Source organism: Paraglaciecola sp. (assembly GCF_039964565.1).
In the GTDB taxonomy this organism is placed as follows: domain Bacteria; phylum Pseudomonadota; class Gammaproteobacteria; order Enterobacterales; family Alteromonadaceae; genus Paraglaciecola.
In genome coordinates this window covers 1-24,828 of the sequence record NZ_JBDVXF010000002.1, presented here as the reverse complement: position 1 = coordinate 24,828, position 24,828 = coordinate 1, and the positions used below count along the sequence as shown (strand labels likewise).

The window sequence follows — 24,828 nt, the reverse complement described above, 5'->3', positions numbered from 1 at the left end:
GATGGTCAATATCGAAATTTGTATCAGTAGCGACAATTTGTCCATGCTTGCAAAGCAAGTATTAGCAGCAAAAAATGGCGGCGCGAAACGTGTTGAGTTGTGCGCCAATATGCTCGAAGACGGCTTAACTCCTAGTGATTCAGCAGTAGAGCTAGCCAGTTCGGTGCTAACTGATGAGCAAGCCCTGATGGTGATGATCCGTCCAAGAAAAGGTGATTTTCATTACTCGTCACAAGAAGTTCAACACATGCGAAGCAGCATTATTGCTGCCGCTAAGTTAGGAGCCAAAGGCGTAGTGTTTGGACTGCTTGATGCCTCACAAACAGAGCTGGCGCTCACTGATATGCAGTCTTTAGTTGCACTAGCCACAGAAAATGGCTTAGAGGTCACTTGCCACAGAGCTTTTGATGCTTTGAGCGACCCACTTGCCGGTTTAGCACAATTGCAAGCCATAGGTGTGAAACGCGTGCTCACTGCGGGTGGAAAATGGGGATATCCCACTTTAGCAACGAATAACGCCAGTGTTTTTGCTAGTTTTTTACAAGCAGCACAAGGCGAAATTGAAATCATCTGCTCTGGTGGGATCACCCCGCAAAATGCGGCCTCGGTTGTGGCGCAACAAACGTCATTTAAAAATCAAGCAAGTCATTGTTTATCCCTACATGCTTATTCAGGTGTGTTAACCGATGGCTTAGTGGACGAACGGAAAGTGGCATTGTTATGCAGTGCGGCAAATAGCAATTAATCAAATATTGAAAGGCGGCTTTTTAAAAGAAAGCCATAACAAAACTCTATGATATCTAATTTGACGAAGCAGAAAATATGATTAACAAAACCCAGTCTCAACATGCTAGTCAATACCCCTTAAATGGTGAATGGCAATTTAAACAACAAGGACATGACACTTGGCTACCGGCTTCTGTGCCAGGTTGTAACTTTACGGATTTATTGGCTAACGGTTTGATTGACGATCCTTTTAATAGAGACAATGAAGCTAAATTACAATGGATCGAACAACAAAATTGGCACTATAGAAAATATTTTGAGCTAGACGAAGAAGCGCTTGCTCACAGTGAAATGGAATTGGTGGCAGAAGGGTTAGATACCTTTTGTGAAATCTTTATTAATGGCGTTAAAGTGGCTGATAGCTGCAATATGTTTATTGGCCACAGGTTTAGTTGTAAAAACCAGCTAAAACTTGGTCAAAATCTCATTGAAGTTAAGTTTCGCTCACCGATTACAGAAACCATGCCGCAATACTTAGCTGCGGGATACGCTTATCCAGCAGAAAATGACAAGTCTGAAGAAAAACTCAGTGTTTATTGTCGTAAGGCACCTTGTCACTTTGGGTGGGATTGGGGCCCAAGGTTTGTTACATCCGGCATTTGGCGAGATATTTATTTACAACCCGTGACATCGGCAAAGATAGAAGATTTGTATTTTACTATCCAACATCTATCGGATGAACTTGCGGAGTTTTCGTTTCAGCTTGAAACCTCTGCCATCGAAACGTTTGCAGGGCAAATGTATGTTAAGTGTGAGCAAGCGCCAGAACTGAACCAGGTTGTAGACATATCTATCCCAGCGGTTAAAGGTGATCAAGACAACACCTTTGTTACTATCAATTTTAGTCTCAATGCTCCCAAAAGATGGTGGCCTAATGGTTTAGGAGAAGCGTTTTTATATCACTTCACTTTTGAACTTGTGTCTAATGCACAAGTAATTAGCTCTCTCGAACAAAAAGTGGGATTAAGAACACTCGAAGTGGTTAATGAAAAGGATCCTGATGGTGAGTGTTTTTACCTAAAAGTGAATGGTCATAGAGTGTTTATGAAAGGCGCCAATTACATACCAGCGGATAGCTTTATTCATCGAGTGACCCCAGAAAAACATCAAGGATTTTTTGCTGCAACCCGACAAGCCAATATGAATATGTTACGGGTATGGGGCGGCGGGGTGTATCAAGACGACCTCTTCTATCAGTTAGCCGATGAACATGGGATTTTAATCTGGCAGGACTTTATGTTTGCCTGCACTTTGTATCCGGCTGACGATGCCTTTATCAAAAATGTGCAACAAGAAGCCAGTTACAATATTCGCCGCTTACGCAACCACCCATGTATCGCACTTTGGTGCGGCAACAATGAAGTTGATATGGCTATCAAACATTGGGATTGGCCAGAAAAGTTTGATTACAGTGAAGCACTGTTTGTGCGCTTAAAAAACGACTATAAAAAGTTATTCGAAACCTGCCTGCGTGAAGCCGTTTTAGAGCATGACCCGCAACGTTTTTATTTACGTTCCTCACCCATAGGCTCTTGGGAGTCTGATGAAGATCATATTGGTAATCATCATTATTGGGGAGTCTGGCATGGTGAAGAGCCCTTTAGTGAATACCAAAAACGTATACCGCGTTTTATGAGTGAATATGGTTTTCAGTCATTTCCTTTACTTTCGTCGTTACAAAAATTCACTGTCGAACAAGATCAGCATTTAGGCTCAGATGTGATGCGAGTTCATCAAAAACACCCAAGGGGAAATAACTTAATTAATAGTTACTTAGAGCAGGAGTTTAAGCCACCTAAGAACTTTGAAAGCTTGCTTTATATTAGCCAAGTGCAACAGGCTCTAGGCTTAAAATTAGCGTTTGAAGCCCATAGGCAAGCTATGCCATTTTGCATGGGCACGTTATATTGGCAGTTAAACGACACTTGGCCAGCGGCATCTTGGTCAGGCATTGATTATTATGGAAAATGGAAAGCGTTACATTATCAGGCCAAGCGTAGTTTTGCTGAACAATCCATAGTGGTTAACCATGATAACACTGCATTAACGGTGCACTTAGTCTCAGACCAGCTCACTGCTTTTAGCGGGCAACTTGAATTGGCCATCGTGGATTTTTTTGGGAATTCACTGTGGTCTTATACACAAGAAATACAAGTAAAAGCGAATACTAGCGAACAGGTATTTGACGCACCTACAACTCAGTTATTGGCCAATGTTGATATGACACAAAGTGCGTTTATTGCCAAAGTAACAACCTCAGACGGAACACATTGCTATTGTGAGAATGTTTACTTCTTTGTGAAAAATAAACAACTGCTGTTACAAGCCACGCAGCTCAATATCGCTGGAATAATACAAAATGATGAATTGCTATTAACCCTTTCGTCTGATGTGGTGTTGCGGCAAGTCTACTTAGACATTCCTTTAGTAACAGCGAACTTTAGTGATAACTTTTTTGACCTAGTACCTGGTCAAACAAAAACTGTGAGTGTTTCTTTAGTTAATTTAGCTAATAGTGGATCATACAATGTTGAGTCTTTGTTAGAGCAACTGACCTATATGTCTTTGTACGACAGTTTTACTGAACATGTAAGTCCGGCGTTGGGCGCTACAGTGGGAATAAGTTAATGAGTTTGAGTTGGATTGATATCGTAATTATTGCTCTTTATTTGAGCGCTGTGTTGCTACTTGGTTTATATATATCGAAACGAGCCAGCACCGATTTAGACAGTTATTTTTTGGCAGGCAAACGCATCCCTTGGTGGGCGTTAGGCGTGTCTAACGCATCAGGCATGTTCGATATTGCAGGCACTATGTGGTTAGTCTCAATGTGTTTTGTGTATGGACTTAAGGGCGCTTGGTTGCCTTGGATTTGGCCAATATTCAATCAAATTTTTTTGATGGTGTACCTTTCTGTGTGGTTACGACGCTCCAACGTATTAACGGGGGCCGAATGGTTGAAAACACGCTTTGGCACCGGCAAAAGTGCAGAGATGTGTCACTTGATAGTAGTTATATTTGCCATTGTCAGCGCCATCGGTTTTATTGCTTATGCGTTTAAAGGCATTGGTAAATTTGCCGAGATATTTTTCCCATGGGAGGTGTCCCCAGATATTTATGCTTTAGTGATTTTTGCTGTTACTACTATATATGTGGTCAAAGGTGGCATGTACAGCGTGGTGTTCACTGAAGTATTGCAGTTTGTCATTATGACCATAGCTGCGGTGGCAGTGGGGATTATTGCTATTTATGCCGTGAGTCCCGAACAAATTGCCGCAGCAACACCAGAAGGGTGGGGCAATTTGTTTTTCAGTTGGCATTTAGACCTAAACTGGACTGGTGTAATAGACAGTGTGAATGACAAGATCCAAAACGATGGCATGGAGTTGTTTGGATTAATGGTAATGATGATGTTGTTCAAAGGCATTCTATCGAGTATGGCGGGACCTGTACCCAATTATGATATGCAACGAATTTTGGCCACTAAAACTCCCAAAGAAGCAGCAAAAATGAGTGGTTTGGTGTCATTAGTGATGTTTTTTCCTCGTTACATGATGGTCACAGGATTAACAGTGTTGGCGCTAGTGTATATGGGGCCGGACATTCAGGCTCAAGGTGAACATTTTGATTTTGAACAAATCTTACCTTATGCCATAGATAACTTTGTGCCTATTGGCTTAACAGGTTTATTGATTGCAGGATTACTTGCGGCCTTTATGTCGACCTTTGCGGCCTCGGTAAACGCTGCTCCTGTGTATATAGTCAATGACATCTTTAAACGGTATTTCAAACCAAACGCGGATAACGCAACTCTAATTAAAATGAGTTACTTCGTCTCATTTTTACTAGTCACTATTGGGGTGTGTTTGGGCCTAATGTTAGACAGTATCAATGAAATGATGCAGTGGATATTTGCCGCTCTATTTGGTGGTTATGCAGCGGCTAATTTGCTGAAGTGGCATTGGTGGCGCTTTAACGCGTATGGATATTTTTGGGGCATGCTGGCTGGCTTAATTGGCTCTCTTGTTTTGCCGTTAGTATTGCCTGATGTGCAACCATTGATGGCTTTCCCTTTACTATTATTGGCAGGTTTAGTGGGGTCTATTGTAGGCACACTTATGACTCCCGCAGAGTCGGACGACGTGTTATGTCAATTTTACCGGCAGGTTAGACCTTGGGGATTTTGGACTCCAATACGCAACAAAGTGATGCAACAAGACTCAACCTTTATTGATGACAGTAATTTGGGGCGCGACAGTATTAATGTGGTGGTTGGCACCATTTGGCAATTGACCCTAGTCATTATGCCTATTTATTTAGTAGTACAGCAGTGGTGGTCTATGTTGGGTGCATTTGCAGTCATGGCTGTGACCACTTGGTTTTTAAAGAAAAATTGGTTAGATAAATTGGAAGAATCATGATTAAAACAGTAGTAAAGGGTTGCCTGGTATTATCGCTGGTATTAGGCGGGGCAAGTTGTGCAAATGAGTCAACTAAGGCTACTGAAAGTGTAGCAATGGATGACAAGCAAGCTTCTTTAGACAATCTAGCATACGTCAATCCTTTTATAGGCACTGGTGGTCATGGACATACCTTTCCAGGCGCGGTCGTGCCATTTGGTATGGTGCAACTTAGCCCAGATAACCCTTCTAAAGGTTGGGACTGGACGTCGGGTTATCATTATTCTGACAATCAACTATTAGGTTTTAGCCATACCCATTTATCAGGAACAGGTGTAGGCGATATGCTCGATATTTTGGTTATGCCTTTTCGTGGGGACTATCAAAAACGCCGCGACAATGAATTAAAACGTGTGGTTAGCACTTATAGTCACGATCAAGAGAGCGCTAGCCCCGGTTATTATTCAGTTGTACTACCTGAAGAAAACGTCAGTGTTGAACTGACTGCGACTGAACGCACCGGTGTGCACAAATATCAGTTTTCGGGCAACGAATCAGCCAAGGTCTTAATTGATTTAGGTTATGCCCAGAATTATGACAAAGCCGTGGCGACTTTCATGCGCGTTGTGGATAACCAAACGTTAGTGGGTTATCGAGTGTCTACTGGTTGGTCTGACTATCAACCCACGTATTTTGTCGCTAAGTTTAATCGCCCTTTTACGCACCAATATTATCTTGAAGGTGAGCCATTTTTTGGTAGCGCCGCGATAAAAGGCGACACTATTAATCGCCCTAAAACTGAGGTGGTTTTGGACTTTGGTGACTTATCAAATGAGCCTTTAATTACTAAAGTGGGGTTGTCTTACACTAGCATTAAAGGTGCAGAAAAAAATCTAGCTGCAGAAGTGCAAGACTTTGATTTCGACCGCGTTAAACAGGCTGCTGAAAAATTGTGGGCCACACAGCTAAATAAGTTTAAGGTGACCGATCCTAACGTTGAGACTAAGACTAAGTTTTATACTGCCCTTTACCATTCATTTTTAGCGCCTCAGACCTTCAATGATGTTGATGGGCAATACTTTGGGGCCGATGGGGCCACTCATAACAGCCAAGATTTTAAACGCTATACGCTGTTTTCTTTATGGGATACGTTTCGCGCGTTACATCCTTTGCTCACTATAAGTGATGGTCGACGTATTGATGACATGGTGGAGTCTTTGTTAGCTTTTTATGATGAAACAGGCTTATTACCCACTTGGGATCTGATGTCAAACGATACCGATGTGATGATTGGTTATCACGCTGTGCCTGTGATTGTAGACGCCTATTTCAAAGGATTAACAGATGCCGATCCCGAAAGAATATTCGCAGCAGTTAAAGCATCCGCGATGCAAAATCAATTTGGTGTGGATTATTTTAGAGAGTATGGATATATCCCTTCCGAGTTAGAAGTTGAAGCTGTCTCAAAAACATTGGAATATGCCTTTGATGATGCCGCTATCGCCGCCTTAGCTAAGGATTTGGGTAAAGATGAAGAGTTCGAATATTTCAGCAAACGGGCGCAGGCATACAAAAAACTGTTTGATAAAAACCATGGGTTGATGCGCGGCAAAGACAAAAATGGCAATTGGGTTAAAGATTTTAGACCCACATTTGTGGATCATCGCAACACCGATTATACCGAAGCTAATGCTTGGCAATATACCTGGTTTGTCCCTCATGATGTTCAAGGATTAATTGAATTATTTGGCGGCGAAAAACCTTTTGTAGAAAAACTAGACACCCTATTTAGTATGAGCTCTGAAATGGAAGGTTCAGTTGTTTCTCCTGATATTTCTGGCCTGATTGGTCAATATGCCCACGGTAATGAACCTGTGCACCATGTACCTTATATGTACAGTTACGCTAATCAAAAACACAAAGGTGAACAACGTATCATTGAGATTAGAGACACTATGTATCGTAATCATGTTGATGGTTTAGCGGGCAATGATGACTTGGGGCAAATGTCGGCTTGGTATGTGTTCAGCGCCATTGGGTTTTACCCAATGAACCCTTTTTCTGGTGAGTATGTGTTTGGCACACCTGAGTTTCAACAAGTGGACATTCAACTTGAAAATGGCAAAACATTTAGTGTTAAACAACAAGGTAATCGGTCTGTCGATAATCCTTATGTGAAACAGATTAAACTGAATGGCAAAGTCACTAGTCTTCGCAGTCTAAGCCATAAAGATTTACTTGCCGGTGGCGAGTTGATATTCGAATTTTGAGAGAACAAGTGAACGGCTTATTAGGGAAAAGAATACACATAAATTTTGCTATAAGGCAATGTTTGAGATTCTAGAGCACCTGCAATAAGCCCTTAAAGTATTAAAAAAGAAGTCTACTGGTAACAAAGATTAGGTAGTTAAGCCACAACTATTGGTTGTGGCTTAACTATTCACAATTGTTTGTTCAACGTAGCGTCATAGCAAGTTTGTTGGAGCCATTCATCAATATTGTTTTCCTCATAGCATACGTCTTACTAGGCGAATGTTATTGAGATATTCATAAGTGATATTTTTCTCAATGAAAACGACATGTTGTTGACACTATTGCGATATCGCTTCTGACGGGCTTAATTTTAATCGACTAAAAGTGACTTGTGCATAATCGCCGTTTTGCTTATCGGTTTTCCAATCACCTGAACCCAAACAACCTGCATACCAAGTTGTGTTCGCGACCTCTTTGGTGCTGCATTGGTTATATGCTCCCGCTTTAAAATACATAGAATCGGCGACATAACCTAAGGGGTGGTCGAGTTCATCTACTTCGTTATAGGCATCAAGGTTATTCGCAAGATTAATTGAATAGGTAACTTGTTTTTTGTTTTCGGCGCTAAAAGTAAGGTACATGGTGTTTTGATGTAGGTTAATTGTGTAACTGAACTGTTCACCCAAAGCTATGCCTGTATCGCCAGGTTCTGTGGGATTTTCCCAAGTATTACCCCACACGGGATAAGTTATGTCTGTGCGATTAGGATCATCTTTCGGTAAATTACGTTCATAATTCCAAAAAACCGATCCTTTTTCATGATTGGGCCATTTTTTAAAGTATATTTTAATGGGCTCGTTGCCCCAACCAAATCCGAGGTTTTTAGCAATTAGATCTTTATCCTTTAGCGCATGAATTTGCCCGACTACCACTGAATAAGCGGCAGGAGTATCAGGTAGGTTAGCGCGAAGCGCCACATGATCGACTTTCAAGGTCGCCTGCATTTTCCCACCTACTGCTGCAAATCGTTCTGATAGAGGATGGGCGGCGATAGAAAAGTTGTTGCCAGCATATTTAGTTTTAATTTTTTGGTTTGCACCCCGGAGCATTTGGCGTAATTCACTACGAGTGTTTGTGGAAGTGGCTGTGGTAATCGCCTTGTTGGGAGCGGCAAATACCATACCTCCATTTTCATCTAGATAGAAGAAATCAGGGTGCACGTAATTTTGAATATCAGTTACGCTAACCTCATCAATTTTACCGTTGTTATCTAAATCAACAGGAACGGTGATTTTCCAATGAGACAAATCAAACTGAGTCGCGGGTATTATGGCTTTATTTGTTTTTGAACGTGCCGCTGTAGTACTGTCGTCAACACCTGAACATGCCGTTAGCAGTAACGCACAACTGGAGAATATTATACTCGACTGCAGCATTTTTTTATGTGAAATTGGGGCATTATTGGTTTATCTCTGAATATAAAAGTAACTTTTAATGGCAGTGATTGTAGTCAATTTTAAATCTAATTAATAACGCTAAAATTTATTACTGCACTTAAGTTACTTAAAATTTGGTTCAAGCGATTTTTTGGGTTTTTAAGGCGAGTTAATGAATTTCTGTGCTCTTTCACACATTGATTGTCAGCTGTTTTAAGATGGTCCAAATGGTTGAGTATACGGGTTTGTATCGTTTCATAGTGCAATTCCCCTGGTTTTTTCCAATCACCAGGGATGACGTATTCGTTTTGTAAATATTCGATAAAACGTTTTAGTCGGTGTGGGTTCACTGAAAAATTCTCAAGCGTGTTGATATGTTGTGAAAGTGCTGGCACTGAGCGAGCTTCAAGTACCATAGACGCGATATTGTAAAACGCCTCTCCTAACGTAATCACCTTGGTGCCCAGCAGCAGCGACTCTAAACCTACTGTGGAATTAATCGTAATCACGGCTTCAGCATGGGTAATTATCTCCGATAGTTCACTTTGTTGGTCGAAACACAAACGAGGATGTTTAGCGGCGAGTTTATACAAAGTGGTATACCTAGTTTTAGCACTCGGGTGCTCTCTAAATACTATATGTAAGTCCTCCCTGTGGCTCATTTCTAAGGCTTCGGTCAACACTTGAAATAACTGGCTCATGGATTTTATCCAAGAAGAATTGTCTAAAATCTGTGAGTCGCGGTCTTTTTGAAACGGCACCAGAAGGTATTTTTTAGGCCGTTTAAAACTAATTTGAGTGTTTTTATGCTGTTTGTATTTCCGTCCTTTGATTGTGAAATTAGAGGCGACATTTTTTGATACTAGCGAATCATAAAAATGAGCTTCTCGCGGCACACTGTTTAAGGCATTGATGCCGTTAAAATCCATGGTAGTTGATTGAGGTAATACCCCATTTTCAAAATAACTGACGGCAATGCCAAAGTGATAATTCACTGCATGAAATACATTGTCTTGCCATTTGTGGCCGTTCCATATGACGACTAATTTAGGGGCGCTGTTAATAAGGTAGTGAAACAAGCGTGAATACAAGAGTTTAATTTGTCCTATTAAAATGGGGCGGGCTAGTAATTTGACTCTTTGCCAGGATTCAGATTTAGCGTTGTACAGTTCTAATTCTGCTTTATGCACAATCTGCTGCAACACTTGTTCTGACAGCGAGACTGAAGGAGCGATTGGCAGTCCGTGGTAAGATTGTACTTGGCAATTTAAGGTGTTGAGTGATTGATCTTTTAATAGATTAAAATAGCGTTTCTTTTTTTTAGTGCGGTACAAAAATAACACATCAGTACGGGGCGCTTGGTTCTGAACTGGGAGGTTGACTGGCTTCATTGTTAAGGTTTCCATGCAGATGGTCTATAAATGTACGCTTAAAGTATCGATAGCAATTCAGCAGTATGAGTTGAGTCGTTTTAGCGTCTAAAGACTAAATTAGTGGTTTTTAAATTTTGCCCACGAATACGTAACCAAGACCAAACGCTCCCTTGGATATAGCGTCCTTTTTCTTGATGTTGAATACGGTATACACCTTCTATGGGAAGACCTTGTCCTTGTGTGCCTAACAACCAACGATATAGACGATCTTCTAACGCTTTACACCAGTGCCGGGCCGGTTTTTGGTATATTTTTGACTGTTTGCAGTAACCTAGTGTTCTTGCTACGTCACCATTGACAATTTGCAGTGGGCCTGTTGCGCGAGTAATAGTCGTGGCCGTGAAATCTTGTGGGTCAATATCCACTAGTGTTGACATTGACGACTCTAAATTTATCAGCTCATGTTGCGGCGATAGCGGTTTACTGCGATGTTCAATCAAAGGAAATACTAAGGGCGATCGTGCTAGAGGTAAGTGTGTTGCTAATGATTCGAAACAGCCATGATGAAAGATGGAATCACAATCGCTAAACCAAATCCAATCAGCCTTAGTATTTAAGGCGGCATGGTTACGCCCAATTGAACGACGAAATAAGAACTCTTTCGGAAACATTTGCCAATTCCAGCGGATATTACTTTTTTTTATTTGTGCAAAATAGTCCAATGTTTGTAGCGTTTTTAGGTCACTTTGACAGTAATAAACCGTCATGGTGATCATTATGTTTTTGGGAGCATGTAATACCAAGGATGATAATTGATAACGCAGTAGGTGGGCGTACTGCCAACAATGACTCACAATTTCAATGGAAAGGAGCTGGCCTTTTTGGCTGTGCTTTAATGATGGTTGCTGCAATTCGTTATAAAAAAGAGTGGCAGGCAGTAAGCCTCCCGCAAACTGTTTGATAACCGCACCTTTTAGCGCATCAACTCTAGAATAATATTTTAAGGGGCCGTGGTAATGGCTTTGCAACATATAAACCAGCGCTCAGAGCAAAATAGTAAAAAATTCAGTGTATAGGTTGTTTATGGCATTTTTATGTTACTACTGTTGTGAAAATCACTGATAAAACCAGCTAAGGTTCGCCAGACTTGCAATATTTCTGTCACGGTAGCGGGTTTACACTATTGAGTGTTTTTCGTCAGGAGATGTACTTTGCAGCAGCATAAAGTCAAGGCACCACAATTTGAATGGTCTTTTTTATTACCTAGTTATTGGTTGGTTTGGTTGAGTATTTTGGTGCTGTACGTTATTTCTTGGTTACCTTACAAAATGCAACTCGTTTTGAGTAAAGGCATGGGTAAGTTACTGCAAATTTTTGCTCACAAACGTTATCAAATTGCGAAACGTAACCTTGAACTGAGTTTTCCTGAATATACTCAACGGCAAAGAGATGATTTGTTGCAAAGGAATCTAGAGCACGCTGGTATGGCAATTTTTGAAACGAGTATGGGCTGGTGGTGGCCAAATTGGCGAGTAGCCAAAAAAGCAGAATTTGAAGATTATCAACTAATTGAAGAGATTCTAGCCAAGGGAAAAGGTGTGTTGGCGTTTGCAATTCACAATATGAATCTAGAGTTTGCCTGTCGTGTAATGGGACTTAAAAATCCGTCAGTTGTGTTTTACCGCAAACACAAAAATAAACTCATGGAGTATATGCAATACCATGGGCGTACTCGCTCAAATAAGTACATGATCCCTAGAAAAGACGTAATGGGTTTGCTTAATGCGTTAAACGACCGTGAAGTTTGTTTTTACTTACCCGACCAAGACTATGGGCGCACTAAGTGTGAATTTGCTCCCTTGTTTGCTGTGCCGCAAGTGGCAACCACTACAGGTTCGATGTTATTTGCTGGCCAATCAAATTGTGAAACGGTGTTTTTAGTTTCTATGCGTACTTCGACTGGTTATAAAATCAAAGCTTTACCAGGTTTAGATAACTTCCCTAGTGGTGATGACCAATATGATGCAACACGCATGAATCAAATGATCGAAAAAATGATCTTGCTAGCACCAGAACAATACTTATGGATGCATAAACGTTTTAAAACCCGCCCGGACCCAAACGACGCGTCTCTATACCGCTAGATACCCATAATTTAATGAAGGTGCGGCTTGTCAAAGGTTTAGAAATATTTGGTGACATATAAAATACACATGATTGTTTTAGACTGCTGAACATCTTAATGTCTGATGGTCATATGGAAGCCTAATGCCAAAACGTCGAGACTCCCGTTTTTTATCGAACACGCGCCAACATGTTTAAACTGCTCAAGGCCCAACTAGCTTTTAAACGAGCTGCTGATGCCAATTCACAGTCCGATAAATTAGTTCGTTATTTAGTTTCTGCGCAGAATTGGTCTATCAATCACGATGGTGAGTGTTTAATGGCTAACCTGCCGTTGCCTATTGGCGAGTTAACGATAAGTCACAAGGGTATCCATCAAGGAATATTCCATTTCGGTGGTATTGCTGATGCGTTGAGTCATGGAAAGATGCGTTGGCCACAAGCTGAAATTGGTTGCGGTCTTACTTGGTTTCATGTGCTTGAAAATGACAAACGACTCAAGCTGGTGCCAGAGTTAGATAAAAGGTTAGATTTTTGGCATTCATCTTGTCAAAGCACCCTAGATAAATTAATTGCTTGTGGTGCCAGCGCCTCGAAAACACACTGCATTCCTTTAGGAGTTGATACCGAAATTTTTAAGGTTGCAACAAAACAACAAAAATCAATATTCAGGCAACGACTTGGAATTGACGAGGATGCTATTGTAATTGGTTCTTTTCAAAAAGACGGTCGCGGTTGGAATAACGGTCAGCAAGGAAAAATGGAAAAAGGCCCTGATGTTTTGTGTGAGGTGCTTGAGTCCCTAGCTAAGTCACATAAGCTATTCGTTTTACTAAGTGGGCCAGCGCGGGACTATGTTAAAAACCGCTTACGTGCCTCAGGTATCGCGTTTTATCACACCGGCTATTTGCCACATGCCAATGATGTGGCACCTTATTTTCAGGCGCTGGATATTTATTTGATCCCGTCGCGCATAGAAGGTGGCCCAAAAGCCTGCTTAGAAGCTACCGCTTGTGGAATACCGTTGGTGACTACTAACGTGGGTATGGTGCCAGATATTATTAAACATGGGCATCACGGATTGGTCGCTGGGGTAGGGGATACTCGAACACTAATAGCGAATTGCGAAGCGATCATTTCGGATCCCAATCTTGCAAGAAACTTGTCCCAAAATGGCCTAAAAATGGCTCAAAATTATACTTGGAAGAACATAGCGCAGCGCTATTATCAAGAACTTTACTTACCGATATTAGAGGGTTGAGCAGCTGCCACAACAACGCTCAAATAAGTAACAGAATTTGATTATCTCGTTTCAAGGTTTATTTGGGTTTATTCATTATGATAAGACATATCTAGGTATTTTTTCGGTGCTAATATTTTATCGACAATACTAATATACTCGTGCCATGATGCGGTAAAGGTTGTTTTGATGCGAGTAGACTCCATAAAAGAACGAGCTACTTGACGTAAAATGCTTCTAAGCAGGAGCCTGTTCATCGCAGGCTATCTCATCGTCAGTGACCGTTTTATAATGCATGACGAGCCAGTGCTTTTTCCGTATATTAATTAAATCGTGTTTTCAAAGGCAACGTATTTGATTGCAAGTGTTAAATGTATAGCGTTGCTAATTACTGCAGAACGAGCCACTTCTAATTAATAGAATGGTGGATCTACAGATACAGGAAGTAATAATGAGTTGGAGTAAGTTGCTGAAAATCGTTGGGGTGTTGGCTTTTTTTAGCTATCAAACTCATGCACAGACGATTTCAAAACAAGGTTTTTTGCAGTTTCAGTCTAATTTTGCAGAGGCTGAACAACAATTAGATGCCCGTCTTGCAGATACGCCTAGTGACACTCCCGCCTCTATCGAGTTAAATCTCCAAAAATCTCAGCTTTATATGTTGTACCAAAGAGCTGATTTACTAAAACCCTTATTAGATGAAATTCAACAGCGGATTTTTGCGCAAAACGATGCAGTTGTGCAAAGCCATTGGTATTTACTAAGTGGTATTCAATTTTATTTAGTGGGTAAATATGCTCAAGCTGATGAGCGTTTTTTGTTGTCTTTGGAGTTGCTCAAAAGTAACAACCGCCCCTTGGAAAACGCTTATCTAGAAAACTTTATTTTGATGTATCAAGCTGTTAACCGAGTGTATTTGCAACAATATGAAGCGGCACTGGCCGAGTTAACGGCAGTATACAAAGTAGCTGAAAAAAATAGCTGGCCAATTATTCAGGCTCGCAGCTTAGTGTTTATGGGGGAAGTAAATTACGCCTTGAAAAACTACGAACAGGCATTGGAGTATTATCATAATGCTTATAATACCTACCCTGAAAATGCATTAATCTACCGTGCCGAAACGCTTATGTTTGAAGCTCAGATGGTTAATATTGTGGGTGAGCGCAGTGTTGCGTTTACACAATTAGAACAAGCTATGAACGTTTTTATTGAGCAGCAAGATGACACTCGGCTAGCCAATGCCTATTTGTTGAAATCGTATTTCTACAGCAAAGTACCAGATGATACTCAAGCGTTAGAATGGATAGCTAAATCGGTTAAAAAACGTGAGCAATTAGGCAACGCTATTGAGATAGCCAATGCCTACGTGCATTACAGTTCACAACTGGGAACCAATGGACAAATGCCTTTGGCATTGCAGTACGCTAAAAAGGCGGCAGATTTAGCCGAAGTTCATGAGGATATTGCGGGGCAATGGGATTCATACGGTAATTACGCTGATTTGTTAAATCAAGCCGGAGATTATCAACAAGCATTTCATTATATGCAGCTGAGCGAGCGAGCTTTGTTAAAAAAGGCGCGATTGGATATTACCTCCCAAACAGCCACCTTAAATGCCAAATTTAATTTGAGTCGCGAACAATTAAAGAGCGAGTTTTTGGATAAACAAGGGCAGTTATTAGAAGAGCGTAATACGCTGTTGAACGAACAGTTATTAATGGAACAACGACAACAGCGTCATCAAAATTGGGTATTAATGGTGTTATCAGCGGCATTAGTGTTTTTTTTAATTATGTGCGCGGTCATCTATCGTTTGTATATCAAAAATAAGCTGTTGGCTAGCCGTGATCCGCTTACCTCTCTACATAATCGTCGCAGTGTTTTAATGCTTGGAGAGCAAGTACTTCACAGTAGCGATCGCTATCAATTTGCTGTGAGTGTCTTGATGTTAGACATAGACAGCTTTAAGGCAGTCAATGATCGTTTTGGTCATGAAACTGGTGATCGCGTTATTCAGTATGTGGCAAACATTTGTTTAGCTGCAATCAGAAAGCCTGACTATGTTGGACGGGTTGGTGGAGAAGAGTTTTTGCTGGTGCTGCCACACACAGATGAAAAAGCCGCGTTGTTATTAGCTAAGCGTTTATGTGAACAAGTGGTCGCTGCGGACAAAAAGAGTATTGAGCAAGTTAAACAGGTGACTGTTAGTATTGGTATAGCGACCAAAAATATTCAAAGTGACCAGCCACATAATAGTGATCCTCACAAAGATCTTAATCAACTTATTCGCGAAGCAGACGCGGCATTGTATATCGCCAAAGAAAAAGGTCGTAACCAAGTGCAGGTTTACCACACCGATTTAGATTTGAAAGATCACGCAGTAAACCTAGACGCATCGACTCCCAACATGTTGCGAACATTGCCTGATTAGTGAATCATTTACTAAAAACTTTACCGCCAATTATTTTAAATGCAGGAGTACCTCTTATTAAGGTCTCTCTGGCGAATATGGTTTCGCATTTAGGGCAGATGCACGGAAACAAAGTGTAGTCTTTGGTAATGCGTTGCTTAAAGCATTTTAATAGTGAACCTTTTCCTCCTTTACGGTATTTAAATAATTGGGTTTTACATCGACTGCAGTATACGTCAACCGAGGATTCAGGGACTTTTTTGTTGGGCTTAGACATATTCTAGCTAAGAAGATAGTTTTTGAGATAACGTTAAATAAGCAATATAACATAAGCTTTAGTTTAGATGGTGTCGATAGATTACCTAGTTTTATCACAATTTCTAAAATAATAAGGAAGGCTATGAGAATTATTATATTGGTTTTATGTTTATTTGTGTCCGTTAATGCACTTGCAGTCAGTGAGCCGCTGGCTATTCAAGCGCAAGAGCAAAAAGATGACTGGGCAGTTAAATGGTGGATGCCTCGCCATAATCAAAAGTTATCAGTAAAAGAACAGATGAAAAATGTCGACTTAGTGTTTCTAGGTGATTCAATTACCCATGCTTGGGAAGATAAAGGTAAGCAGGTTTGGCAACAATACTATGCTAAGCGTAACGCTCTGAATCTAGGTTTTAGTGGTGATAGAACAGAAAATGTTTTATGGCGCTTACAAAACGGTGAGATTTCAGACATTGATCCTAAGTTACTGGTTTTAATGATAGGTACTAATAACACAGGGCACAGGCAAGATAAGTCTCAAGATACTGCGTTAGGCATTAAACATATTATCGAGCTTTTAGGGGAGCGGTTACCTAATACCAAGGTGTTGCTGTTGGCTGTTTTTCCACGTGGTGCCACGGCTGATGATCCTTTACGTAAAATAAATGATGGAGTTAATGACATTATTAAAGAGTATGCCGATGGCAAAAATGTACACTATTTAGACATTAATCACTTATTTATTGATGAACATGGCAATTTGAGTAAAAACGTCATGCAGGACTTATTGCATCCTAATACCGAACAATACCAGATTTGGGCTGAAGCCATGGAGCCCCAAATTAGCGCTCTAATGGCTCAATAATCAGCACGAGCTAGGGTTAATTAATAAACTAACTGGAGTGCCCCTATCATTTGATGTTTAGGGGCGAGTCTGGGCTATTTCGATTACTCGATTTTTTCAAGTTGTAAGGTGTTATGTATTTCTGAAACTTGCATTAAGGCTGCTGAGCCGTAATATTTTGTCATTTCGTAATCAAACACACCGGCTTTGACTGCGGGATCAGTATTAACCAATGCTTGTGCCTCTTCAATCGTTTTAACATTAAAAATTAACAAACCACGCTTAGGCTTGTTTTCCATTAACGGCCCTGCAAGTACCAATTTAGACGCTTTTGCCAATCTGCTCATATTCGCAAAATGGCCCCTAAATAACTCACTGCGTTGTTCTGGGTCAGTTATTTTGTCATCATTTGGACCTGTTTTTAAAATAACTAACACATAGGATTTCATGCCGTACGCATCGGCACCCAATTTTTCAGCGAGTGGGGCGTCATAAAGTGGGTTTGCAGTAGGCTTGTTTTGGACGTCTGAAGCAAATGAATTATGACTATGAACTAAAAACAGTGCGATGAATAATAGCTTAGATATTTTCATTATTGGTCTCTTAAAAAATTACATCAACAAAATATACAAAACTTTATGGCACAGCAAACAATTTGACCTAGCAAATACATGGCAGTGCTTCAAAGAAGAGTAAAATAATAACCGAAAGGCAAATGTCTCGTCACGTTATGTCTGTATTGCTTTGCCAATTCACTAACCAATGAATCTTGGGTACCCATCATTAGAGACGATTTAAAATTTTTACAAGTATCCAATTTCTATGAAACTAGCTGAATAGACATGTTTAAACTAAATCTCTACACTGCTATTTTCTTCAATGAAATAAGCAGGTTGTCTTAAGAATGAATGTGAAAATTGTAATCTCGATTATATTAATTATTGCTGTTTACATAGTGTTTAAATCAACCTCAGAGGCGCCCCAACCAGTGAATTATACAACTGCCGCTTATGGATCTTGGCCATCCCCTATCACTGCCGCGAGTATTTTTGAAGCATCAGACAGTATTGCTTATCTAACTGTTGCAAATAACGAACTATATTTCGTTGAATCAAAAGCCTCTGCAAATGGCAAGAATGTGCTGTTTAAACTAAGCCCTCAAAATACTGCGCTAAAATTAACGTCTACTGACGTCAGTGTTAGAACTCGTGTACATGAATACGGTGGTCGTCCTTATCTTGTAGATAGAGAAAATATTTATTATTCGCAATTTGCAGATCAGAAAATTTATCACATCTCAAAAAATGGCAGTCCTCAAGCTATTACCAGTGAAAACTTGCGGTATATGGAATGTATTGCGGATCAAAAGAATAACCGCCTGATTTGTGTCAGAGAGGATCATCGCGGTATTGGAGAGCCAGTCAATACGTTGGTGGCTGTTGATTTAAGCGAGACAAATCAAGACACAGTGTTATTTGAAGGAAGTGATTTTGTTAGTGCCCCGGTTTTATCGCCAGACGGAAACTCAGTGGCCTTTATTACCTGGTCACATCCTAATATGCCGTGGGATGATACACAGCTAAGAGTCTTAAGTTTGGACGACAATGGCTCTGTCGCAAATGTTGAAGAAGTCCTAAACAGTGGCAACGTATCTATAAAACATCCTCAGTATGCTGAAGACGGCGCGCTCTATTTTATCGCAGATTTTGATAATTGGTGGACTTTGTATCGTGTTACCGAATTATCAGCGCAACCAGAAAAAGTATTCAATGAAAACATTGAGGTGAATAGTTTTGGTTTTGAAAACAACGAAAACGCGATTATTGCCTACTCAAAAGAGGGGATTGATCATATTGCCAGAGTGAATTTAACAACTGGTGAAATGAACAACATCGGAGATGGGTTTTCATCAGCTGATTCAATTTCGGTCGCTCAGGATAAGGTTTATTTTAGAGCGTCTACCCCACGTTCTAGCAACGCAATTTATCAATTAGCAGGTATGAGTTATAAGAAACTTTACCAACCTAATGGCCCTGTTATTGATGAGCCATTTCTTTCGATTCCGCAACCTTTTGAGTTTCCAACTGGTAACAATGAAATAGCGTATGGATTTTATTATCCGCCACAAAATGGCGATTTCACTGGGGCACAAGGTACCTTGCCACCTCTCATTGTTAAAGTTCATGGAGGGCCTGTTGGCGCAACAGACTCGAGTCTAAATGCGGGAATTCAATTTTGGACAAGTCGCGGATTTGCAGTATTTGATGTGAATCATCGAGGCAGCACTGGATATGGCAGAGAGTTCAGGAAAAAACTCTATCCTAACTGGGGGGTAGTTGACGTCGAAGATGCATCAAATGGAGTGAAATGGCTCGCTTCTCAAGGCTTTATTGACGCAGATAAAGTGGCGATTAGAGGTGGCAGTGCCGGAGGGTATACCACGCTTGCAGCATTAGCTTTTCAAGACGTTTTCAAAGCAGGAACCAGTTATTATGGTATCAGTGATTTGGGGGTTTTAGCGGGAGATACCCACAAGTTTGAATCTCGATATCTTGATCAACTCATCGGCCCATATCCGGAAATGAAGAGTGTTTACGACCAACGATCACCGATTAATAGTGTGCAAAACATAACGGCTCCCTTGCTCTTACTTCAAGGCCTGGATGATAAAGTTGTTCCACCCAACCAGTCTGAACTGATATTTACGGCCCTAAAAGAAAATTGTATTGATACTGCCTATATTGCTTTCGAGGGGGAAGGACATGGTTTTAGACAACCGGCCAATAATATTAGTGCTTTAAATTCTGAGTTGAGTTTCTACGGTCAAGTGTTTGGTTTTGTGCCAGCCGGTAACATAGAAGCTGTACAGTTGATTTCGTGCGTTAACAGTCAATAAATGCACTAGTAGACGTTGATTTAGCGCTACCAGTGCTAGGGCAATTTGCCCGAATCTAAACGCGCTATTTTACTTTCAGACGTTCATAAGCGTTGTGAAGTAGCACTGTGAGACTGTTATCGCCGCCTTTGTCTGGATGGTGTTGATGCAACATTTTTCGGTATTGTTGTTTAAGTTGCAGTAACGAAAAAGGCATTTTGAGGTTGAGTATATCTAGCGCTTGTTGCCAAGTCATGGCGTTGACAGTTGTCTGATTCGGCAAGCCTGAAAAAGCGGCCCAGAAGCTGTCAAGTAATGCTTCTACTTGGGATTCATCTGTAGCGCTTAGGTTTGTCCAATCGAGGTAGTAGGCCCGTAGTTTGTCTTGGTTAATTAGGCCATTTTGCCCCGCCTCCCATGGATCGCGTCGAATACAACTACAGCTAATTTGCAGTATTCCAGTTTTTTCTCGAAGCCAAGTGCCTTGTAACTGATATAAAGCATTAAACACAATGAAGTGACTTTGAAATAGCGACAATGGCTGTTGTAAGGCGTTTTTGCTAAACAATTCGTAAGGTGGTGATTGCAGGTATTGAAACAATTCATATTCCGAAATGCCAGTTTCGTGAGCAAGTAAAATATTCTGCAATATGGGTTGCAGTGGCGCCCAATCGCTAGGAGTGTATGGCATACAAGGTCACCGGTTCCTTATTTAGAAGGAGAAATTGACTTATTGACAAATTCTGCGTGAATATCTTCGAGTCTGCGACCTCGAGTGTCGATGCCATTTTTAAGGAGTACAAAGGCAAAAATCAGTAAAGGTATCGCAATTATTAATGCCCCTAAAGACATATTGGTAAAGGTACCGAAGATCCCTAATATAGCGCCTATAATCCCTCCAAATTTGGAGCTGGCAGCTATAATTCCTGTACCAGAACCCCGAAAATGTACCGGATATATTTCAGCAGCATAAGGAATTAACATTGCAATGACGCCACTAGAACTGACTAATAGACAGGCAGTGGCGATCATAATAGATAAGTTAGACACGACACCTAATACTTCAAACAACCAGTACAACATCAAACTTACGGCTGTGAATACTACAAATAACACCAATGTTTTGACACTGCTCCAGTGTTGATATAACCAAATAACAATCAAAATTCCGGGAAGGGCGATTAAACCCGATTGCGCTAATAGTGCGTTAGTTTTTTCAGCGCTCAAACCCATTTCTTGTAAATTTGTGGGCAACCATAACAAAAAACCAAAGTTGACTATTCCCCAAACTATGCCAACACCCAATAACCCCATAGTGATATTAAAATAACTACTTTTTATTGTACGAAAAAAACCGTGGTTATTAGTATGTTGTTCAGCAATCGGTTCTGCAGAAGGGGTATCCATTTTAATATTGTATTGAGCCAATACCGTTCGAGCTTCGTTACGTAACCCCGCATTCGCCAAAAAACGAGGGGATTCAGGGATATAACGATTCAGAAAAATAACAGCGATCCCAGTAGGTAACCCTAACATCCATAAAATTCGCCAGCTAAACAATGGCTCTAGTATTGCTGCGGCTCCTGAAGCCAACAAATACCCAGCTGCCGTGCCTAAACCTCCTAGGGCGACTAAAAGCCAACCACGATGACGCGCCGGTATCATTTCTGCCATTAAGGTAAAGGTGATAGGCAACAAGCCTCCAGCAGACAAACCCATGAGAAAACACATCGCCAAATTCCATTCAAAGCTAGGCATAGCCCCGCAAATTGAGGTACCAATAAACATCAATGCCGACAACAAAATTGCAGCGCGACGACCTAATTTATCCGCCATTGAACCCCATAAAATAGAACCTAAGGCCGTCCCAGTTAATGCAACAAGTGCCAAAGTCCCCGCTGTTTCAGTCGTTATTTTGTACTCATCGACCATACCCGGCATCACAAAGCCTAACGTGGCTGGTTTCATGACATCTACTATGACAGTTACCAATAATGCGAAAACTAGGGTGATATGTTGCCAATTTAAGGGGCTATGATCTGCTACATGAAAATGAATCGCGTCGGTACCGTTATTTTGTCGCAGTAAATTTAATCTTGGCATTAGGCCATAACAAGAAAGCAACAGCCCTACTGGAATCAAAGCCATGCCGACTAACATTGTCATATCCATAGGCATGCCCACCATGCGATAACCCATATGTGAAGCGTGCACAAACATAGGAATATGCGACAAAACACCCAAAGTAATTAAAAGGCAGCCGACCCAAAAGGCGCTTGGATGATGAAATGAATAAGTTTTAATTTGCACTAATTAAAGGTCCTAGCGGCGCGTGTTTTAGCAAAAGGTTATAGATACCTAAAATAGGTATTTTAAACAAGTAATAATACCTAATCTTTGAAGCGTTATGTTGTGACAACGCAGTTTATTTATTCGTTCTATCCCACTCTAAAGTTGAGCTAAAAACATACGACTTTTGCCCTTGAAATTATTTTTAGGCGAGCTAATATCATGGATATATTTTGAGGATATCATGTTCATCATTAGCCAAATCAACACTAAAAAGAGTAACTTACTCACCTTACCAAATTAAGCCGAGCGTAGTCCTTACGCTCGGCTAGTGTCCCCTGTTTTTTCATTTTTGATAGTAATTAGTTCGATTACAGAGTTAACCGTTTACATGCGTATTTTCAGGTCTTGCAAAACCTTAATTTGCCCGTTAGGGCTAGGTTGCGGCGAAGTCGCCTCTGTAAAGAAAGCGCAAGGAAAGCTTCAAGGATGACCTTGTTAAGCCAGTCATAATGCAAAAAACACACTACAAGTTAAAAGAAAAATGTAGAAAACGTACAGCGAAGTAACAAAAGCCTAAATGCGGCGGGGCTTATATGAACCCCTTTTTTATAACCATTAGATAAGAGTGACATTATGGAAAAGCAACCCGATATTATTATTTCAAAAGCTGACTTAGCAGAATTAGAAAATCAACTGGAACGTTCTAATCTACCTGTTGAATTTGTTCGCTCCCTTGAACATGAGTTAGACCGGGCGACAGTGGTTTCTGCCAAAGAATTGCCAGAAAATGTGGTCGCTCTAGGCAGTCAGGTCACGTTTAATATTCTAGATACTCAAAGAACGTTCACTAAGACCTTATGTTTACCAGCAAATACAACTAAATTTGAAGATAGTATCTCTGTTTTCGCACCTATAGGTGCGGCGTTAATTGGATTAAGAACAGGGCAGTGTATTAAATGGCAAACTCAGCGCGGTCAGCAATCAGTGGAAATAGTTAAGGTAAATGGCAAGCACCAAGCCACTTAAATTATTTACTCATTCTAAGGCTAGGCAGCTATAGACTAGCCACTAAACTCTCTTCAGAGTTAACTTTCAAAAAGCTGGGAGATAATGGCCTATATTGAATTTTTTAAACACAATACTGGTACCGCGCTTGATACTTTTGAGCTGTGTTTAACTAGAACCACATGACGCTCTTCTCTGGCTGAACTAGGATGCCGAACTAGGTTTTTAAATTAGGGGCTTAATTCAAACTTCTGATACTTATCAATACAAAATGGTGCTTGGTAGTTCTTAGAATTATTGGGTTTAATATTGATCTTGATAATTTATGTCTAGGCGCCCGCCGGTTTTAGGGAGTGTTATTAGGCAGTATTACTACGAAAAATTTAGGCTTAGGAGCAATACCAGTGCAAGTGACTTTTATAGATACTGAAATACCAGAGCCGGGAACACTACACGAAGTGACATCTGGTATATTTTGGTTGCGTATGCCTTTACCCTTCGACCTTGATCATATTAATTTATATTTACTCGAGGATAATCAAAATGGGCAAGAGGGTTATGCGTTAATCGATACCGGCATTGGTACCCAAAACACTCAGGATATTTGGGATGTTTTGCTAGACACTATTGGTAAACCTATAACTAAGGTCATTGTGACTCATCTGCACCCAGATCATATTGGAATGGCAGGCTACTTGGTTGAAAAGTTTCGAGTTCCCTTTTACATGAGTCAGGTTGAATATTTTACAGCTAGAGCTTTAGCCGCCGGACCTCGTGGAGCATCAACGTGGCAGGATGATGAGTATTTAACACGTTGTGGTTTGTCTGAAGACTATGTGGCTAATGCCCAAAAAAACCGCAAAGACGGTAAAGGTGTAGGCCAAGTGATTCGACCTATTCCATTGCAGTTTTGTCGTTTGCAAGCCGGTGACAGCTTGCGTATAGGAGACCATAATTGGCAGGTAATTATAGGCCGAGGTCATTCGCCAGAACATGTTTGTTTATTTAATAGCGACACAAATATCCTGATCTCAGGTGATCATGTCTTACCGGGGATTTCACCGAATATTGGCGTGTATAGCACTGAACCTGATGCTAATTCACTGAAACTGTATTTAGACACCTTGCCACAATTTACTGAACTGCCAGAAGACACGTTAGTGTTACCGTCACACAAACAACCATTTTATGGATTACATACCAGAGTCAACGAACTGATTAGCCATCATCATGTTCATTTGGATAATCTTAGAGTTTTTTGTGAGCAGGGCAAAACAATTGAGCAATGCTTACCGGTTTTGTTTAAGCGAAAACTAAGTGCCAAGAATATATTTTTTGCGATTGCAGAGGCATTTTCTCATCTTAATTATTTATATTTTGCAGGTGAATGTAGTCGAGAAATTAATCCTAAAGGGCAATTTGTTTTCACTTTAAAAAAAGAGGCTTAGTTAACCTGAACTCGGGATAAGCCGTACCGTCCAGCACCGCTTTTATTGTGCCTATCTTCGTTGAACTTGCTCTCAATAGCTGGC

Annotated in this window: 18 protein-coding genes; 11 read left to right on the top strand and 7 right to left on the bottom strand. The window is 40.7% G+C overall.

Annotation, left to right across the window (positions count from 1 at the left end; genetic code table 11):
* Position 1: 1 nt before the first annotated feature.
* The 4 genes from ABJK37_RS00255 to ABJK37_RS00240 all read left to right on the top strand — a co-directional run bounded on the left by ABJK37_RS00255 (position 2) and on the right by ABJK37_RS00240 (position 7,456).
* On the top strand, positions 2-745 hold the full coding sequence (locus ABJK37_RS00255) for a copper homeostasis protein CutC (protein ID WP_348349010.1): 744 nt from the start codon (positions 2-4) through the stop codon (positions 743-745).
* A gap of 77 nt (positions 746-822) precedes the next feature.
* Positions 823-3,414, top strand: a complete 2,592-nt coding sequence (locus tag ABJK37_RS00250) for a glycoside hydrolase family 2 protein (RefSeq protein ID WP_348348886.1) — start codon at positions 823-825, stop codon at positions 3,412-3,414.
* Positions 3,414-5,207: a sodium:solute symporter family protein gene (locus ABJK37_RS00245; protein WP_348348884.1), complete on the top strand. Its 1,794-nt coding sequence runs from the start codon at positions 3,414-3,416 to the stop codon at positions 5,205-5,207. The genes ABJK37_RS00250 and ABJK37_RS00245 overlap by 1 nt, the downstream gene beginning before the upstream one ends.
* The gene (locus ABJK37_RS00240; RefSeq protein WP_348348882.1) at positions 5,204-7,456 is read left to right on the top strand and encodes a GH92 family glycosyl hydrolase; all 2,253 of its coding nucleotides are present in this window, start codon (positions 5,204-5,206) and stop codon (positions 7,454-7,456) included. The genes ABJK37_RS00245 and ABJK37_RS00240 overlap by 4 nt, the downstream gene beginning before the upstream one ends.
* 321 nt (positions 7,457-7,777) lie before the next feature.
* On the opposite strand, the gene ABJK37_RS00235 is transcribed toward ABJK37_RS00240, so the two are convergent.
* From ABJK37_RS00235 to ABJK37_RS00225, 3 genes are all read right to left on the bottom strand, one after another.
* On the bottom strand, positions 7,778-8,875 hold the full coding sequence (locus ABJK37_RS00235; protein WP_348348880.1) for a polysaccharide lyase family 7 protein: 1,098 nt from the start codon (positions 8,873-8,875) through the stop codon (positions 7,778-7,780).
* A gap of 86 nt (positions 8,876-8,961) precedes the next feature.
* Positions 8,962-10,266 carry a hypothetical protein gene (locus ABJK37_RS00230; RefSeq protein ID WP_348348878.1) on the bottom strand — a complete coding sequence of 435 codons (1,305 nt, stop codon included), beginning with the start codon at positions 10,264-10,266 and terminating at the stop codon, positions 8,962-8,964.
* Positions 10,267-10,346: 80 nt separating this feature from the next.
* The gene (locus ABJK37_RS00225; protein ID WP_348348876.1) at positions 10,347-11,279 is read right to left on the bottom strand and encodes a glycosyltransferase; all 933 of its coding nucleotides are present in this window, start codon (positions 11,277-11,279) and stop codon (positions 10,347-10,349) included.
* Between the two features lie 180 nt (positions 11,280-11,459).
* Here ABJK37_RS00225 and lpxL point away from each other — a divergent pair, with 180 nt between their 5' ends.
* The 3 genes from lpxL (at position 11,460) to ABJK37_RS00210 (ending at position 16,043) form a co-directional block, all read left to right on the top strand.
* Positions 11,460-12,392: an LpxL/LpxP family Kdo(2)-lipid IV(A) lauroyl/palmitoleoyl acyltransferase gene (gene lpxL, locus ABJK37_RS00220; protein ID WP_348348874.1), complete on the top strand. Its 933-nt coding sequence runs from the start codon at positions 11,460-11,462 to the stop codon at positions 12,390-12,392.
* A gap of 170 nt (positions 12,393-12,562) precedes the next feature.
* Positions 12,563-13,633: a glycosyltransferase family 4 protein gene (locus tag ABJK37_RS00215; protein WP_348348872.1), complete on the top strand. Its 1,071-nt coding sequence runs from the start codon at positions 12,563-12,565 to the stop codon at positions 13,631-13,633.
* 430 nt (positions 13,634-14,063) lie between these two features.
* Positions 14,064-16,043, top strand: a complete 1,980-nt coding sequence (locus tag ABJK37_RS00210) for a diguanylate cyclase (RefSeq protein WP_348348870.1) — start codon at positions 14,064-14,066, stop codon at positions 16,041-16,043.
* 4 nt (positions 16,044-16,047) lie between these two features.
* Here the strand turns inward: ABJK37_RS00210 and ABJK37_RS00205 are convergent, their stop codons facing one another.
* Entirely contained in the window at positions 16,048-16,299 is a 252-nt protein-coding gene (locus tag ABJK37_RS00205; RefSeq protein ID WP_348348868.1) for a hypothetical protein, read from the bottom strand.
* A gap of 123 nt (positions 16,300-16,422) precedes the next feature.
* On the opposite strand from ABJK37_RS00205, the gene ABJK37_RS00200 reads away from it, so the two are divergent.
* Complete coding sequence (locus ABJK37_RS00200) at positions 16,423-17,145, top strand: platelet-activating factor acetylhydrolase IB subunit (RefSeq protein WP_348348866.1); 723 nt, start codon at positions 16,423-16,425, stop codon at positions 17,143-17,145.
* Between the two features lie 83 nt (positions 17,146-17,228).
* Here the strand turns inward: ABJK37_RS00200 and ABJK37_RS00195 are convergent, their stop codons facing one another.
* The gene (locus ABJK37_RS00195) at positions 17,229-17,717 is read right to left on the bottom strand and encodes a YciI family protein (RefSeq protein WP_348348864.1); all 489 of its coding nucleotides are present in this window, start codon (positions 17,715-17,717) and stop codon (positions 17,229-17,231) included.
* Positions 17,718-18,112: 395 nt separating this feature from the next.
* Between ABJK37_RS00195 and ABJK37_RS00190 the strand changes: the two genes are divergently transcribed.
* Positions 18,113-20,020: a S9 family peptidase gene (locus ABJK37_RS00190; protein ID WP_348348862.1), complete on the top strand. Its 1,908-nt coding sequence runs from the start codon at positions 18,113-18,115 to the stop codon at positions 20,018-20,020.
* A gap of 64 nt (positions 20,021-20,084) precedes the next feature.
* Here the strand turns inward: ABJK37_RS00190 and ABJK37_RS00185 are convergent, their stop codons facing one another.
* Positions 20,085-20,690 carry a DNA-J related domain-containing protein gene (locus ABJK37_RS00185; protein ID WP_348348860.1) on the bottom strand — a complete coding sequence of 202 codons (606 nt, stop codon included), beginning with the start codon at positions 20,688-20,690 and terminating at the stop codon, positions 20,085-20,087.
* Between the two features lie 17 nt (positions 20,691-20,707).
* Positions 20,708-22,309 (bottom strand): MFS transporter, encoded by a 1,602-nt coding sequence (locus ABJK37_RS00180; protein WP_348348858.1) that lies wholly within the window; start codon positions 22,307-22,309, stop codon positions 20,708-20,710.
* A 615-nt stretch (positions 22,310-22,924) separates the two neighbouring features.
* Here ABJK37_RS00180 and rnk point away from each other — a divergent pair.
* Together rnk and ABJK37_RS00170 are read left to right on the top strand one after the other, a co-directional pair.
* On the top strand, positions 22,925-23,317 hold the full coding sequence (gene rnk, locus ABJK37_RS00175; protein ID WP_348348856.1) for a nucleoside diphosphate kinase regulator: 393 nt from the start codon (positions 22,925-22,927) through the stop codon (positions 23,315-23,317).
* 383 nt (positions 23,318-23,700) lie between these two features.
* Entirely contained in the window at positions 23,701-24,744 is a 1,044-nt protein-coding gene (locus ABJK37_RS00170) for an MBL fold metallo-hydrolase (RefSeq protein WP_348348854.1), read from the top strand.
* The last annotated feature ends 84 nt before the right edge of the window (positions 24,745-24,828 follow it).